12 protein-coding genes and 1 pseudogene are annotated in these 15,570 nt (G+C 64.3%); 7 read left to right on the top strand and 6 right to left on the bottom strand.

Annotation, left to right across the window (positions count from 1 at the left end; genetic code table 11):
• Window positions 1-2: 2 nt before the first annotated feature.
• Window positions 3-1,397: an OmpA family protein gene (locus tag IVB50_RS12875; protein ID WP_018456055.1), complete on the bottom strand. Its 1,395-nt coding sequence runs from the start codon at window positions 1,395-1,397 to the stop codon at window positions 3-5.
• 164 nt (window positions 1,398-1,561) lie between these two features.
• Here IVB50_RS12875 and IVB50_RS12870 point away from each other — a divergent pair, with 164 nt between their 5' ends.
• Window positions 1,562-2,620: a polysaccharide deacetylase family protein gene (locus IVB50_RS12870; protein WP_018456054.1), complete on the top strand. Its 1,059-nt coding sequence runs from the start codon at window positions 1,562-1,564 to the stop codon at window positions 2,618-2,620.
• 124 nt (window positions 2,621-2,744) lie between these two features.
• Window positions 2,745-3,545, top strand: a complete 801-nt coding sequence (locus tag IVB50_RS12865) for an SDR family oxidoreductase (protein ID WP_018456053.1) — start codon at window positions 2,745-2,747, stop codon at window positions 3,543-3,545.
• 110 nt (window positions 3,546-3,655) lie between these two features.
• Here IVB50_RS12865 and boxB read toward each other — a convergent pair whose 3' ends face one another.
• From boxB to IVB50_RS12845, 4 genes are all read right to left on the bottom strand, one after another.
• Window positions 3,656-5,092 carry a benzoyl-CoA 2,3-epoxidase subunit BoxB gene (gene boxB, locus IVB50_RS12860; protein WP_026233075.1) on the bottom strand — a complete coding sequence of 479 codons (1,437 nt, stop codon included), beginning with the start codon at window positions 5,090-5,092 and terminating at the stop codon, window positions 3,656-3,658.
• 123 nt (window positions 5,093-5,215) lie between these two features.
• Window positions 5,216-6,904 carry a 2,3-epoxybenzoyl-CoA dihydrolase gene (gene boxC / locus IVB50_RS12855; protein WP_247295966.1) on the bottom strand — a complete coding sequence of 563 codons (1,689 nt, stop codon included), beginning with the start codon at window positions 6,902-6,904 and terminating at the stop codon, window positions 5,216-5,218.
• Between the two features lie 72 nt (window positions 6,905-6,976).
• A complete protein-coding gene (locus IVB50_RS12850) occupies window positions 6,977-7,798 on the bottom strand; it encodes an alpha/beta hydrolase (protein ID WP_018456050.1) in 822 nt (273 codons plus the stop codon).
• 52 nt (window positions 7,799-7,850) lie between these two features.
• The gene (locus tag IVB50_RS12845; RefSeq protein ID WP_247295964.1) at window positions 7,851-9,392 is read right to left on the bottom strand and encodes a benzoate-CoA ligase family protein; all 1,542 of its coding nucleotides are present in this window, start codon (window positions 9,390-9,392) and stop codon (window positions 7,851-7,853) included.
• A gap of 140 nt (window positions 9,393-9,532) precedes the next feature.
• On the opposite strand from IVB50_RS12845, the pseudogene IVB50_RS12840 reads away from it, so the two are divergent.
• Window positions 9,533-10,453: pseudogene (locus IVB50_RS12840) on the top strand (helix-turn-helix transcriptional regulator); the annotation flags it as partial.
• 12 nt (window positions 10,454-10,465) lie between these two features.
• The gene (locus IVB50_RS12835; RefSeq protein ID WP_018456047.1) at window positions 10,466-10,858 is read left to right on the top strand and encodes a group II truncated hemoglobin; all 393 of its coding nucleotides are present in this window, start codon (window positions 10,466-10,468) and stop codon (window positions 10,856-10,858) included.
• A 90-nt stretch (window positions 10,859-10,948) separates the two neighbouring features.
• Here IVB50_RS12835 and IVB50_RS12830 read toward each other — a convergent pair whose 3' ends face one another.
• Entirely contained in the window at window positions 10,949-11,734 is a 786-nt protein-coding gene (locus IVB50_RS12830) for an IclR family transcriptional regulator C-terminal domain-containing protein (RefSeq protein WP_018456046.1), read from the bottom strand.
• Between the two features lie 112 nt (window positions 11,735-11,846).
• On the opposite strand from IVB50_RS12830, the gene IVB50_RS12825 reads away from it, so the two are divergent.
• The 3 genes from IVB50_RS12825 (at window position 11,847) to IVB50_RS12815 (ending at window position 15,493) form a co-directional block, all read left to right on the top strand.
• Window positions 11,847-13,205: an aromatic ring-hydroxylating dioxygenase subunit alpha gene (locus tag IVB50_RS12825; protein ID WP_204513152.1), complete on the top strand. Its 1,359-nt coding sequence runs from the start codon at window positions 11,847-11,849 to the stop codon at window positions 13,203-13,205.
• A gap of 193 nt (window positions 13,206-13,398) precedes the next feature.
• Window positions 13,399-14,835, top strand: a complete 1,437-nt coding sequence (locus IVB50_RS12820; RefSeq protein ID WP_247295961.1) for a glutamine synthetase family protein — start codon at window positions 13,399-13,401, stop codon at window positions 14,833-14,835.
• A gap of 292 nt (window positions 14,836-15,127) precedes the next feature.
• On the top strand, window positions 15,128-15,493 hold the full coding sequence (locus tag IVB50_RS12815; protein ID WP_039799580.1) for a hypothetical protein: 366 nt from the start codon (window positions 15,128-15,130) through the stop codon (window positions 15,491-15,493).
• The last annotated feature ends 77 nt before the right edge of the window (window positions 15,494-15,570 follow it).

The following is a 15,570-nucleotide window of genomic DNA, read 5'->3' as shown; positions in this document are numbered from 1 at the left end:
CGTCACCTCACCAGAAATTCGATGCGGCGGTTCTGCGCCTTGGCGTCTTCGCTGTCATTGCCGGCGACGGGCTGCGTGCTGCCGTAGCCGACCGCGGTGAACCGGTTGCCAGGCAAGCCGGCCTTGACCAGGTAGTCGATCACCGCCTTCGCGCGCTTCTCCGACAGTGCCTGGTTGAAGGAATCCTCGCCGTCGGCATCGGTATGCCCGGCGACCTCGATATTGGTGGTGGGACATCGCAATGCCGTCTCGATCAGATGATCAAGAATGCCGGCGGAATCCGGATCGATCTCGGCGCGCTTCGCCCCGAAGCGAATCTTGGCCTTGGCCAAGAGCTCGGAGAACAATTGCTGGCACACGGTGCCGTCGACCGGCCCGGCCGCGGGTTTCACCGTGATTTCCGGCTTGTACTGCCAGTTTTTCGGAAAATCCTTGCCGAGGCCTGCGCGGATGTCGTTGGCGGCACCTTCATAGAGCGCATCGCCCGACAGCTTCACCTCGCGGTCGGACACGACGAGCGTGCCGGTCGACAGTCGCGACAGCGCGCCGAGCGCTGCGACCACGGCGGGGCTGAAGGAGCCGGGCGCGCCGACGCTGGCCTTGAGATTGTCGACAACCTTTTCGTTGAAGAATTTCCGCGACGCGCTGGTGGCGATGGCCGCGTGGACATTGTTGTCGGGAACATAGCCGGTCAGCGTCACCGTCGCGGCCACCGGATCCTTGTAAGCCTGGAACACGTAAGGCGGCGCCTTGACATCGTTGGCGGCGATCGAAAAGCCCTCGGGCAGGTTTTTAAGGGCCGCTGCGACCGCTTCGCGGCCGCCGAGATCGCGCGCCATCCCTGACAGAGTGACTTTGGTGTCTGTGATCGTGATCTTGCCGTCCTTGAGCTTGCCGATCTGGTCGAGCAGCAGCATCGCAGCCGCCTCGAACCGCGGCGGTGCGCCGCGGGCCAAACCCATCTGATCGGCCACCTCGGTGCCGCCGACCTCCTTGCGGGCCGCCTCGGTCAGGCGGCCCTTCATCGACGGCAGGGGCGCGGAGCCTGACAGCGTCACCCGCACCACGTCGCGCTCGGCGTTCCAGACGAAGGGCTTTGCCTCGGGCACGAGGCGGGTCCGGTCGTCGACCAGGCGCACGCCGGGGACGGTCTCGACCGCCACAACAGCGTCGCGGCGCCCCTCCTCAGAAAACGCGTCCGCAGCCAGGCTGACGTCGCGGCCATCCACCGCGATCCGGGTCTTGTCCAGAACGGTATCCTTTAGCGCCGCCGAGCTGCGGGCGGAAAGGTCCGCCTCGACCGGCAAAGTGTTATTCCAGGCCGCAAATCCCCACATGACGGCCAAGGGGATCAGCCCCGGCCACCATTTGCTGGCCCACCTGAAAAGCTTGTGCATTCGACGACCCGAACTCTGGAACCGGAGACAAAACAAACCCTTGGCAGGCTGTCAAACCGGAAATGACGCCCTTCCGAAGGCCGGGCCTGGACAATTGGAATAACTTTTTCTTCAAGGGTTCTTCCGTAAGTTGAAAGCGGAATGCCAAAGTCCGCCAGCGGGTCATGAAACAACTCCGTAACAACGTCATCCGCGCCGGGCTGGAAGCACTCTATTTCAGCGGCGCCCACCACCTGTTGCGTCCGCTTTTGTCGGGCGTCGGCGCCATATTCATGCTGCATCACGTGCGGCCGGCCCGCGGCGCGGCGTTCCAGCCGAACCGGCATCTCGAAGTCACCCCCGAATTCCTGCGTGCCACACTGCGCCACCTGCGCGCGCGCGAGATCGACATCGTCAGCATGGACGAGCTGCACGAGCGGCTGGTGCGGCGCCGGTTCGACCGCCGCTTCGCCGCCTTCACGCTCGACGATGGCTATCGCGACAATCTCGATTTTGCGCTGCCGGTTCTGCGCGAATTTGACGCGCCCTTGGCGGTCTATGTCGCCAGCGATTTCGCGGAGGGGACGGGCCGGCTGTGGTGGGAGGCGCTGGAGGCCGTGATCGCCAAGACCGAGCAGATCGAGGTGACGATCGGCAATGCCGCGCTGCGGCTCGATGCGACGACGCCAGCCGCCAAGCAGGTGGCGTTCGATCGCCTGCACGACTGGTTGCGCGCACTGCCCGGCGAGCACGATCTCAAGCGCGAGATCGAGGCGCTCTGCACGAAGTACGGCGTCGACATGGCCGCGCTGTGCCGCAGCCTCTGCCTGTCCTGGGACGAGGTGAAGACATTTGCCGCCGATCCCCTGGTCACGATCGGCGCGCATTCCGTCAGCCATTGCAATCTCGCCAAGCAAAGCGAAGCGATCGCCACGCAGGAGATGGCCGTGAGCCGCGCGCGGATCGAGCAGGCGCTCGGCCGCAACGTTCAACATCTGGCCTATCCCTATGGCGATCGCGAGGCGGCGGGCGAGCGTGAATTCGTGCTCGCTGCATCCGCCGGCTTCAAGACCGCGGTGACGACGCGGCCCGGCATGCTGTTCGCCGAAGACGCCGGCCGCATGACGGCGCTGCCACGGGTCTCGCTCAACGGCAATTACCAGGACACGCGGATTCTGCCGGTGCTGACCTCGGGCGCCGCGACCGCGATGTGGAACGGCTTCCGCAGGATCGCGGCGGCTTAATCTCTCCGTCTTGGCTGCCCGAACTCGGACGTCGCATGGCGAAAGCCAGGACGACGATGCGGCACTTTCCTTGACTCCCCTCCCTACCCCGCTCAAAACGTCGCCAAACACCAAGGGAGGCACCATGTTCAACGATCTGTTCTCGCTCAAAGGCCGCGTCGCGCTGGTGACCGGTGGTTCGCGCGGCATCGGCAAGATGATCGCGGCGGGATTTCTCAGCGCGGGAGCCGCGAAGGTCTACATCACCGCGCGCAAGGCAGGACCTTGCGAGGCCACCGCGAGAGAGCTGTCAGGCCGATATGACGGTGAGTGCATCGCGCTGCCGATCGACATCTCGACCGTCGACGGCTGCGACAGGCTCGCTCGCGAAATCATCAAGCTGGAGCCGAAGCTCAACATCCTCGTCAACAATGCAGGGGCTGCCTGGGGCGCGGAGTTCGACGAATTCCCCGAAAGCGGCTGGGACAAGGTGATGGACCTCAACGTCAAGTCGCTGTTCTTCCTGACCAAGGCGCTGGCCAAGCCGCTGCGCGCGGCGGCTTCGCATGAGCGGCCCGCCAAGGTCATCAACATCGCCTCGGTTGACGGCATTTTCGTCAATCCCGGCGAGACCTACTCCTATGCCGCGAGCAAGGCCGCGGTGATCCATTTGACGCGGCGCATGGCGACGAAACTGATCAAGGACAACGTCAACGTCACCGCGATCGCGCCCGGCGCGTTCAAGTCCGACATGAACCGGGCTGCGCGCGACCATTCGGACGAGGTCGCCAAGCGCATTCCGGCGCGGCGGATCGGAACCGACGAGGACATGGCCGGCGTGGCGATCTATCTCGCCTCGCGCGCGGGTGACTACGTGGTCGGCAACACCATCGCGGTGGATGGCGGCGTGGTGTACGCGAACGCGGGGCTGGAGATCGCGGGGTAGGCGGGGGCGCGTCAGCACGACGCCCTCACCTCACACTCCGGTGTAGTCCCGGCCTTCGCCGGGACGACAGGTGAGTATGTAGCGCGGCCGTCGCGCCTCGCTGGCGGCCCTTACGACTCGATCCTCACATATTCGAAATCGCCGGGCTTGTTGTCGATGCCGACTTTCGGCGGTGAGATCCAGGAGGCGAACTGGCCGGTCTCGGTGACGGGCTGCATCAGCGAGGTGATGAAGTCGCCGTCCGCGGTCGAGGGCAGCCATTCGTCCTTGCGCTTCGCCCAGGTGGCATCGTCGATCAAAATGCCGTCGGGCGTCGCGTGGATGCCCTTGAACTCGCCGATATGGCGGTGGAAGGCGACGTTGGGCAGCTTGAGCTGAAACTGGTAGCCCGCGGTCGAGATCACCTTGTTCCAGCGCAGCATGCCCTTGACGCAATCCTGGCTGTAATCGTCGCGCAGGCGCATGTTGAGCGCGGTCAGCGCCGGCTCGTCGACGAGCTTGATCTCACCGTCGATGAACTTCAGCACCGGATAGGTGGCGTTCTTGAGCTGATGATCGTCGTCGATCTGGGTCTCGTGATAGCGACCCTTGATGCCGGTGTTGAAGGCGTTCGCCGCGTTGGTCGAGACTTCCGAGCCAAACAGATCGAGCGACAGCGTATAGTGCAGGTTCAGCTTCTTCTGAATGGTCGGCAGGTCGATCACGCCGAGCGCGCGGACCTTCGCGATGTCGGTGGGATCGGTGATGCCGGCTTCGCGCATCGCATCGCAGGTGCGCTGCACGACGCGGGTGATGCCGGTCTCGCCGACGAACATGTGGTGCGCTTCTTCCGTCAGCATGAAGCGGCAGGTGCGCGACAGGGGATCGAAGCCGGACTGCGCAAGCGAGTGCAGCTGCATCTTGCCGTCGCGGTCGGTGAAGTAGGTGAACATGAAGAAGGACAGCCAGTCCGGCGTCGCCTCGTTGAAGGCGCCCAGCATGCGCGGCGAGTCGGCGTCGCCCGAGCGGCGGCGCAACAAATCGTCGGCCTCTTCACGTCCGTCGCGACCAAAGTACTTTTGCAGCAGGTACACCATCGCCCAGAGGTGACGGCCTTCCTCGACATTGACCTGGAACAGATTGCGCATGTCGTACAGCGAGGGCGCGGTCTTGCCGAGATGGCGCTGCTGCTCGACGGAGGCGGGCTCGGTGTCGCCCTGGATCACGATCAGACGGCGCAGCATGGCGCGATACTCGCCCGGGACTTCCTGCCAGGCCGGCTCGCCAAAATGCTCGCCGAACGGCACGACGCGGTTCTCTTCCTGGGGAGCAAGGAGAATGCCCCAGCGATACTCGGGCATCCGCACATAGTCGAACTTGGCCCAGCCGCGCGGATCGACCGAATAGGCGGTGCGCAAGTACACCAGCGATTCCTGGAAGCCTTCCGGCCCCATGTCTTTCCACCAGTCCATGTAGCCGGGATGCCAGCCTTCCAGCGCCTTGAGCACCTGGCGGTCTTCGGCCAAATTGACGTTGTTCGGAATCTTGGTCGAGTAGTCGACGTTCATGATGTTCATGGAAGACCTCCCGTGTGGGACTAGTTCATTAAATCGCGGGCATCGAATTGTGGGATCGCGAATAGCGAGGCGAATGACGTCTCTATTCGCTATTCGCCACTCTCCATTCGCGCTCTACACTCGCGTCATATCGAATTTCGGCTTCTGGCCGCTGCCGTAGCGGCGCAGCGCGCCTTCCTCGCCGACCGCGTTGGGGCGCTGGAAGATCCAGTTCTGCCACGCGGTGAGGCGCGAGAAGATCTTCGATTCCATCGTCTCGGGGCCGACGAAGCGCAGGTTGGCTTCCATGCCGGTGAGGCTGTCGGGCGAGAAGCTGGCGCGCTCCTCCAGGAACACGCGGACCTCGTCGTCCCAGTCGATGTCGTCGAGTGCGAAGGTGACGAGACCGAGCTCTTCGGCCTGCTCGGCGTCCAGCGCGGTGCCCGTCGTGGCTTCCGCGCGTTCCACATCGGACGGATCGGCCTGGAAGCGCGACTGAAGCCGCGTCAGGCCATGGCTCATCGGATACGGGCCAAAATTCATCGCTGACAGTTCGATCGACGGCGGCGGGCGGTTGTCGCCCTGGCGCGTGCCGATCAGCATGTAGGAACGGTCGGCGGCGAAGACGAGCTCGGCGAGCGTGCCGGCGAAGCAGGAGCCGGGCTCGACCAGCGTCACCAGCGTGCGCGAGGTGACGTCGATGCGCTTCAAGACACGCTTCCAGTAGTGCCTGATTTCGTTGACCAGCCAGTGCGCCTTGTTGGCTTCGAGGAAGGCGTCGCAGGCGAGCACATGGGCGCGGTCGCCGTGACTCTTGAACACCAGCATCGCGATCTCGAGCTCGTTGATACGCAGATGCAGGATGGCGTCGTCGAGTTCGCGCGCGACCTGGAGCGGCCAGAACGCGACACCCTGCGCCATCATCCCGTCGATATCGGCGGGCGGCGCGGCTTCAGGCGCCTTGATCGAGATCGTGGCGATGCGGGCGGCGCGGTCGACGTCGACGGTGACAAAGCCGTAGCGGATGCTCGTCTCATCGATGATGCGCTTGAGCGGCGTCAGCGCGATGCCCTTGCCGCTGCCCTTGCGCTTCGAGGCCTGGGCGAATTCCCTGGCGCGCTCGGCAACCTTGCCTTCGAGCTTGCTGTTCGGCGCGATCTCGTCGACCAGGCGCCATTGCACGGCGCGCTTGCCCTTCACGCCTTCTTCGATGGTGCAGAAGAAATCGGCGTGATCGCGGCGCACCTTGCGCTTGTCGACCACACGCGTGAGGCCGCCGGTGCCCGGCAGCACCGCCAGCAGCGGCACTTCGGGCAAGGCGACGGCGGACGCGCCGTCATCGGCAAGCATGATGTAGTCGGTGGCGAGCGCGAGCTCATAGCCGCCGCCGGCGGCCGAGCCGTTCACGACGGTGATAAAGCGCTGGCCGGAATTCTCCGACGAGTCTTCCATGCCGTTGCGGGTCTCGTTGGTGAACTTGCAGAAATTGACCTTGTGGGCATGCGTCGAGCCGGCGAGCATGCGGATGTTGGCGCCGGCGCAGAACACGCGGTTCTTGGCCGAGCGCATCACCACGACCTTCACCTCGGGGTGCTCGAAGCGCAGGCGCTGGACCGCGTCGGCAAGCTCGATATCGACGCCGAGATCGTAGGAATTGAGCTTGAGCAGATAGCCCTCGAACAGGCCGCCATTCTCGTCGACGTCCATGGTCAGGGTGGCGACGTCACCGTCAACCGCGAGCTTCCAGTGCCGGTAGCGGGACGGCTCGGTCTGGAAATCGATGAATGTCGCGCCGCCTGCGAGGCGCCGATCTTCCTCGGCCATGGGCCACCCTTGAGTTCGTCTTGGTTTACCGTTAGATGCACAATAATGCATATTGTTGCGCGCGTCTAGACTTTAACGGCCCATACATGCATTTTGTTGCATGTCCTCTCCTAGGGCCGCTGCTGCAAATTGCTCAATCGCGTGAAGCGTCGCTCCCGGAGCTTCGCGATGCGGAGAATGCGCCGCGCCTGACATGACTTTCAAATCGACCGGGCAATAGCATTCGTGCTGCGCGATCTCGGCCTGACGCAGCGTCCCGTATTGGTCGTCCACGCCTTGAAGGATCAGGACGGGAACGCGGATATAAGCGAGATATTCCGAGATATCCCAGTCGCGGAATTTGGGATCGAGCCAGGCGGCGTTCCAGCCGTAGAAGGCGTTGTCGACGTCCGTGTGCCAGCGCGCGAGCTTTGCCTTCAGGTCGGTGGTCTCAAATGCCGTCTTGATGTCCGCAATCGACTTCACCGAGATGTCCTCGACGATGAAATGCGGCGCGATCAGTACGAGGCCGTTCAGGCGATGATCCTGATGCGCGCCGGCATAGATCGTCGCGATCGACGCGCCGTCGGAATGGCCGAGCAGCAGGCCACGCCTGAAGCCGATCGCGTCGAGGATCTTCGGCAGCACGTCGAGTGCCTCGCGCTGCATGTAGTCGAGCGGCCGCGGCAGCGCGACCTTGCTCGACTGGCCGTAGCCCGCGCGCGAATAGACGAAGATGCCGGCGGAGGTCGCCTCTCGCAGCTTCTCGGGGAAGTCACCCCAGAGCCCGACCGAGCCGAGGCCTTCATGCAGCATGACGATGGTCGGTGCATCGGCGGATTGCGGCGCCAGCCATTTGTATTCGAGGCTGGCGTCGCCGATGCTGAGGAAGCCGGTGGGGGCGAGGTTGGTCATGCTCTGTCGCTCTTCTCTCTCCGTCGTCAAGCCCGGCCATGACGACCTGTTGTCAATTCGCCCCGTCCCGCAGCTTGAACCGCTGGATCTTCCCCGTCGCCGTCTTCGGCAAGGAATCCACCACGTCGATCCAGCGCGGATATTTCCACGGGCCGATCTTCTGCTTGACGTGATCCTTAAGCATCTCCTGCAGGCCCGCCGTCGTCGCGCCGGGGCGCAGCACGACGAAGGCCTTGGGCTTCAGCAGACCTTCCGGATCGGCTTCGGGCACGACGGCAGCTTCCAGCACGGCGGGATGCGTGATCAGCGCGCTCTCGACCTCGAAGGGCGAGACCCAGATGCCAGAGACCTTGAACATGTCGTCGGCGCGGCCGCAGAAGGTATAGCGGCCCTCGGAATCCCTGACATATTTGTCGCCGGTGCGGGTCCACGGCCCCTCGAACGTGCGGCGGCTCTTGTGGCGCTGGTTCCAGTACCCCTCGCCGGCGGAGGGCGCATCGACCAGGAGCTCGCCGACCTCGCCGTCGGCGACATCCTGTCCGGCCTCGTTGACAAGCCGCACCGCATAGCCGGGCACCGGTTTGCCGGAGGAGCCGTATTTGATGTCGCCGGGCGCGTTCGACAGGAAGATGTGCAACAGCTCGGTCGAGCCGACGCCGTCGAGAATATCGACGCCGAAGCGCGCCCTCCAGCTGTTGCCGACGGACTCCGGGAGCGCCTCGCCGGCCGAGGTGCAGATGCGGAGCGACTTGCCGCCGCGCTCGCTCTTCATCGCTTCGTCGTTGAGCATCGCCGCGAACAGGGTCGGCACGCCGTAGAAGATCGAGGGATTGTAGCGGTTCATCAGGTCGAACATGCGTGCGGGCGTCGGCCGTTCGCTGTTGAGCACCACGCTGGCGCCGACCGACATCGGAAAGGTCAACGCATTGCCGAGGCCATATGCGAAGAACAGCTTTGCCGCGGAAAGACAAACGTCGTTCTCGCGAATGCCGAGCACCTGCTTCGCATAAGTGTCCGCGGTCGCCTGCATGTTCGAATGGATGTGCCGCACGCCCTTGGGCATGCCGGTCGAACCTGAGGAATACAGCCAGAATGCCGGTTCGTCGGAATGGGTGGCGGCGGTGGTGAACTGATCGCTCTCGTCCGCAATCTCCTCGGCGAGCTGCTTGTGGCCGTTCTGTTTGGCGCCGGAGACCACGACATGCTCCAGATCCGGCATGCGGCCGACGACGTCCTTGATGACGGGATAGAGCGCTTCCGAGACGAACAGCACGCGCGCGCGGCAATCGGCGAGGATGTAGGCGTATTGATCTGATGTCAGCAGCGTGTTGAGCGGCACCGGCACGATGCCGGCGCGGATCGCGCCCAGAAACACGATCGGGAAGTCGACCGTATCCAGCATGATCATGGCCACGCGCTCTTCGCGGCGGCCCCCGAGCCGGCGCAGCATGTTGGCGGCGCGCCGCGTTTCGCGCTGGAGCTCGCCATAGGTGAGGCGTGAGACGGTGTCGTCGAAGGCGAGCTTGTTGCCGCGTCCCTCCTCGACGTTCCGGTCGAGCAGCCAGGTCACCGCGTTATAGGATCCCTCGCTCACGGACTTCTCCCCTGAATTTAGAATTATAATTCATAGAAAGACACCGCCTCGGCTTGCTGTCAATGCCAGCAGGCACTATGTTTCATTAATACGCGCCGCAGGACCTCTTTAAAAGAAGACATCCGCTCAAGCAGGCCCATGATCCGCAGTCCATGACCGACAGTCCCGACGCCGAATCCCGATTTCTCGAACAGCTCGGCCAGCGCGTGCGCACCATGCGCGCGCTGCGCGGCATGTCGCGCAAGGTGCTCGCTAAGGTATCAGGAATATCGGAGCGCTACATCGCGCAGCTCGAAAGCGGCAAGGGCAACGTCTCCATCGTGCTGCTGCGCCGCGTCTCCGACGCGATGGGCGCGCATCTCGAAGACCTGCTTCCCTCGGCCGATCCGACCCCGGACTGGCAGATGTTTCGCGATCTCCTGCGCAAGGCGACGCCGGCGCAGGTCGCACAAGCAAAAGATCTGCTCGCAGGCGGCAGCGCCTCCGCGCCGCGGCGCGCGCCGTTCTGCGGCATCGCGCTAATCGGCCTGCGCGGCGCCGGCAAATCGACGCTTGGGCGGATGCTGGCGAAGAAGGTCGGCTGGAGCTTTGTCGAGCTCAACAAGGAGATCGAGCAGCAGAACGGGCTGTCGGTCGCCGAGATCATCGCGCTCTACGGCCAGGAAGGCTTTCGCCGCATGGAGCAGGCGGCGCTGCAGCAGCTGCTCGCGCGCAACGAGCTGATGGTGCTGGCGACCGGCGGCGGCATCGTCTCCGAACCTCTGACCTTCGACCAGATCCTGTCGTCGTTCTACACGATCTGGCTGAAGGCCGAGCCCGAGGAGCACATGGCCCGCGTCCGCCGCCAGGGCGATTTGCGCCCGATGGCCGACGACCGCTCCGCGATGGCGGAGCTGCGCAACATCCTCTTGAGCCGCGAGCCGCTATATGCGCGCGCGACGGCGGTGGTCGACACGGCGGGGCTGTCCGTCGATGCCGCCGCGGCGCGCCTGGTTGATGCGGTCCGGCCGGTGCTGCAGAACGAAGCGCGCAGCTTCGGGCTGCGCAGCGTCGCGCTGTAGGTCCGAACTCCCATGACCGAGAGCGACGTCGCAATCGCCATGTTCGAGCGGATCGGCGGCAGCGCCACGATCGATCGACTGGTCGATCGCTTCTACGACCGGATGGATACGCTGCCGGAGGCGAAGATCATCCGCGCGATGCATGCGGACGACCTCGGCCTGATCAGGGATGTGCTGAAGCGCTATCTCACCGAATGGACCGGCGGCCCGAAACTCTATTCGGTCGAGAAGGGCCACCCGCGGCTGCGCCAGCGCCACATCGGCTTTGCCATCGGCGATGCCGAGCGCGACGCGTGGATGCTCTGCATGCGCGGTGCGCTGGAGGAGACGGTTGTGGACGCCGCAGCGCGGCAGGACCTCGACAAGGCGTTGTCCGGCCTCGCCGACTGGATGCGCAACCGCTAGTGATTTTTGCACGGGCGCGTAGCCCGGATGAGCGAAGCGACATCCGGGTCTTCACGATGACTTTCCCGGGTATCGCTTCGCTCACCCGGGCTACAAGAGTTGCGACCGCAACGCCTCCGCGCCCTCACGCAACAGCGGCAAAAATCGCTCGATCAATTCCTGCGCCGGCACGCGATCGACGTGCGCGCCCATGTTAATGGCGGCGACGATCACGCCGTCGTAGCGGCGGACGGGGACCGAGATCGAGCGGAAATGCGGCTCGGCCTCGCGGTCCACCAGCGAATAGCCCTGCGCGCGATCGGCGACGGTGCGCGCGAGCAGCACCTTGGGATCGGTTACCGTCTGCGGCGTCAGCGCTTCGCGCTTCGTCGCCGTCAGGCGCGCAGCAAGCTCGGCATCGTCGAGTTGACCGAGCATGGCGCGGCCGACCGAAGTGCAGAAGGCCGGAAGCCGGTAGCCGATTTCCAATCCGCCCGAGAACATCCGCGCCGGACTGCTGCGCGCGATGAACACGACCTCATCGCCGTCGAGCACCGCGAGCGAGGAGATTTCGTTGGCCGCTGTCGCGACGCGGTCGAGCACCGGTTGCAGGACCGTGACGAGTTGGCTCGACCGCAGATACGACGCGGCGAGTGTCAGCACATGTGGCGTCAGCGAGAACAGCTTCCCGTCGCCACTGACGAAGCCGCCGCGCTGGAGCGTGAACAGCATGCGCCGCGCGGTGGCGCGGGGAAGCTCAGCGGCACGGGCGAGATCGCTCAGCGTCATCGGGCCGGCCGTGATGCCGAAGCATTGCAGCAGGCGCAGCCCGCGATCGAGGCTCTCGACGAAATCCGTCGCGCGTTCGTCGCTCTCGCTTCGCTTCAGCTTGGGCATGGTGTCGGGTCATTCGTGCAAAATAGTGCTTGCTGCCGCGTCAAGGCATGCCATAATTCGCCCATTCGTTCAATAGGCGAACAAACGCCATTCCATAAAGGATGCACTCGCCATGATGAGCCAGGAGCAGAACGACCTGATCACCCGCACCGGTGCGAAGGACCCCTGCGGGAAGCTGATGCGAAGCTACTGGCAGCCGGCGGCGCTGGTGGACGAGCTCGACGGCGATCGACCGATCCGTCCCGTCAGATTGCTCGGCGAAAGCCTGGTGCTGTTCCGCGACGAGACGGGGCGTTACGGCCTGATCGATCGCCACTGTGCGCATCGCGGCGCCGATCTCGCCTTCGGACGGCTCGAGCATGGCGGCCTGCGTTGCGCCTTCCATGGCTGGCTGTTCGACGCCACCGGGCAATGCATCGAGACGCCGGCGGAGCCGAAGGACTCAAAGCTCTGCCAGAACATCCGTCAGCGCTCTTACCCTGTGGTGGAGAAGAGCGGCATCCTCTGGGCTTATCTCGGCGAGGGCGAGCCGCCGGCATTTCCCGAGCTCGACTGCTTCGTCGCGCCCGGCACGCACACCTTCGCGTTCAAAGGCCACATGGCCTGCAACTGGCTCCAGGCGCTCGAAGTCGGCATCGACCCCGCGCACGCCTCCTATCTGCATCGCTTTTTCGAGGACGAGGACACCTCGACGGCCTACGGCAAGCAGTTCCGCGGCACGTCGGCAGGCAGCGACTTGCCGATGACGAAGATTTTGCGCGAATACGACCGCCCGATCATCAATGTCGAGCACACCGAATACGGCCTGCGGCTGATCGCGCTGCGCGAGATCGACGAGGAGCGCACCCATGTGCGCGTCACCAACCAGCTCTTTCCGCACGGCTTCGTCATCCCCATGAGCACGGAGATGACGATCACACAGTGGCACGTGCCGGTCGACGACGAGAACTGCTACTGGTACGCGATCTTCACCAGTTATTCGAACCCCGTGGACAAGCAGAAGATGCGCGACCAGCGGCTCGAGCTCTATGAGCTGCCGGATTACAAATCGCGCAAGAACGGGACGAACGATTACGGCTTCGATCCGCACGAGCAGCAGACGGCGACCTATACCGGCATGGGCACCGACATCAACGTCCACGACCAGTGGGCGGTGGAATCGATGGGCGCGATCCAGGACCGCACCCGGGAGCACCTCGGCACGAGCGACAAGGCGATCGTGCAGTACCGGCGCCTGCTGCGGCAGGAGATCGAGAAGGTCGCAGGCGGCGAGAAGCCGATGCTGCATCTCGACGAGGCCACCGCACGTTCGATCCAGGGTCCGGCGACCATGGACGGCATCGGGCCGACCCGAGGCTGGGAGATCTACTGGATGGAAGTCGACGTCAAGCGCCGCCGCAGCGCGCCGTGGACGGCGCCGGTGCCGAAGGAGATCGCGGACAACGTGCATCGCCTGACGGCGGCGGAGTGATAATGCAGTTCGCCGCTAGCGAGGCGAGACGGCGGCTCCACATTCTCCGCTGTCATGCTCCGCGAAAGCGGGGCATCCAGTACGTCGCGGCCTCTCGTGAACACACGGACGTCTCTGGAATACTGGATCGTCCGCCTTCGCGGACGATGACAGTGTGCGCTATACTCTCGCCGAGCAAGAAGGAACTGCCAAAGTGACTTTCGTCGCGCGTCATGCGCTGTGGTCGGATGAGCAGAAGGACGCCGCATTGCGCGTGCGGCGCATCGTCGACGAGAAGAATCTCGAGGTCATCCGCCTCGCCTTCCCGGACCAGCACGGCATTTTGCGCGGCAAGACCATCGTCGCCTCCGAGGCGATCGCCTCGCTGGAGAGCGGCTGCTCCATCACCACCACCATGCTCGCCAAGGACACCTCGCACCGCACGGTGTTTCCGGTGTTCACGTCAGGCGGCGGCTTCGGCATGAAGGAGATGGAGGGCGCGGCCGACGTGCTGATGGTCGCCGATCCCACGACGTTTCGCGTTTTGCCATGGGCGCCAACCACGGGCTGGGTTCTCTGCGACCTCTATTTCAACGACGGCCGTCCCGTGCCGTTCGCGACGCGCGGGCTCTATCGCAAGGTGCTCGACGAGCTCGCAAGTCGCGGCCATGATTTCGTGGCAGGCCTCGAGGTCGAATTCCACATCTTCAAGCTCGACGATCCGCATATGCGCCCGGAGGATGCCGGCCAGCCCGGCACACCGCCTTCGGTGAGCCTGCTCAGCCACGGCTATCAATACCTCACCGAGCAGCGCTTCGACCAGATGGAGCCGGTGCTGGAGATCTTGCGGCGTGACATCGTCGCGCTCGGTCTGCCCTTGCGCTCGGTCGAGGTGGAGTTCGGGCCGAGCCAGTGCGAATTCACCTTCGCCCCGAAGAAAGGCATTGAGCCCGCGGACAACATGGTGCTGTTTCGCTCTGCCGTGAAGCAGATCGCGCACCGCCACGGCTATCACGCCACGTTCATGTGCCGGCCGAAGCTGCCGAACCTGTTCGCGAGCGGCTGGCATCTGCACCAATCGGTGGTCTCGCGCGCGAGCGGCGAGAACCAGTTCATGGCCAAAGACGGCGGCGAGCCGCTCAGCGCGTTCGCCCGCGCCTGGCTTGCGGGCCTGCTCGACCACGCCCGCGCGTCGACCGTGTTCACCACCCCGACCATCAATGGCTACAAGCGCTACCGCTCCTATTCGCTGGCGCCGGACCGCGCGATCTGGGGCCGCGACAATCGCGGCGTGATGATCCGCGTGCTCGGCAACGCCGGCGACGCCGCCACGCGCCTGGAAAACCGCATCGGCGAGCCCGCCGCCAATCCCTATCTCTACATGGCCTCGCAGATCCTCTCCGGCCTCGACGGGGTCGACCGCAAGCTCGATCCCGGCCCGTCGGCCGACACGCCTTACGAAACCAAGGCGCCGCTGTTGCCGAAATCGCTGCGCGACGCGGTCAGCGCGCTGAAGGACGATCCGTTCTTCCGCGAAAAGCTCGGGCCTGAGTTCGTCGATTATTACACCCACATCAAGAATGCCGAGATCGACCGCTTCCTGTCCGAGGTGACCGACTGGGAGCACCGCGAATATTTCGAGGTGTTTTGAGCCAGACACGCCCTCACCTCCCCGTGAGGCGACTTCGTCCGCTCAGTTCCGACGACATTTCACCGCTCCCGACGAAGCCATTTTCCAAGGCCCACGAAAACCGCCGGAAAGACGGCGATGTAGATTTGCTCCGTGATCAACAAAGGAGTTCGGTCATGTGGGGTCATCTGTTCAGTTTGATCTATCGCCTGTCCTGCCGCGCCACTCTGATTGAGATCGGGGCGGGTCGCTCGTCGCGATAGAGGCCCAGCGGATTTAGGTAAGAGCGATTGACTAGCGAACGGAGGGTGTCATGCGAAAGCTGATCCTGATCGCGGCAATGTCGCTGCTGGCAAGCCAGGCCTATGCCGGCGGACCACGGAGCCTTAGCCTTGCGGCGACAAATGCGAGCCAGCAGACCGCCGAGCCGGGAACGACAGCAGCCACGCCGCCACAAGCTCCGGCGGCAGCACCCACGAATGTCCAGACGGCGACCACGGCCGCAGCTTCAACGTCTCCGGCAGCGACTGCGACGACAACCGCGATCGCTCCGGCCGCAACTCAGTCCAGTGCCGCGCCGATTGCCAGCACAAGAGAAATGACCAAGCCGAAACGTCGCCAGCCATCCACCGAGGCCCGCGTGATTCGCGAACTGCATCGGCACGGGATTTACTGGTGATTGCCAATGTCGTCCTGGCGAAAGCCAGGACCCATTACCCCAGGGAAAAGTTGTCGCACGCGGCTGCTAACCGCCAA

This window comes from Bradyrhizobium sp. 87, assembly GCF_023073015.1.
Taxonomy (GTDB): Bacteria; Pseudomonadota; Alphaproteobacteria; order Rhizobiales; family Xanthobacteraceae; genus Bradyrhizobium; species Bradyrhizobium canariense_D.
The sequence above is the reverse complement of the archived record's forward strand: the minus strand, read 5'-3'. Positions and strand labels throughout refer to the sequence as shown.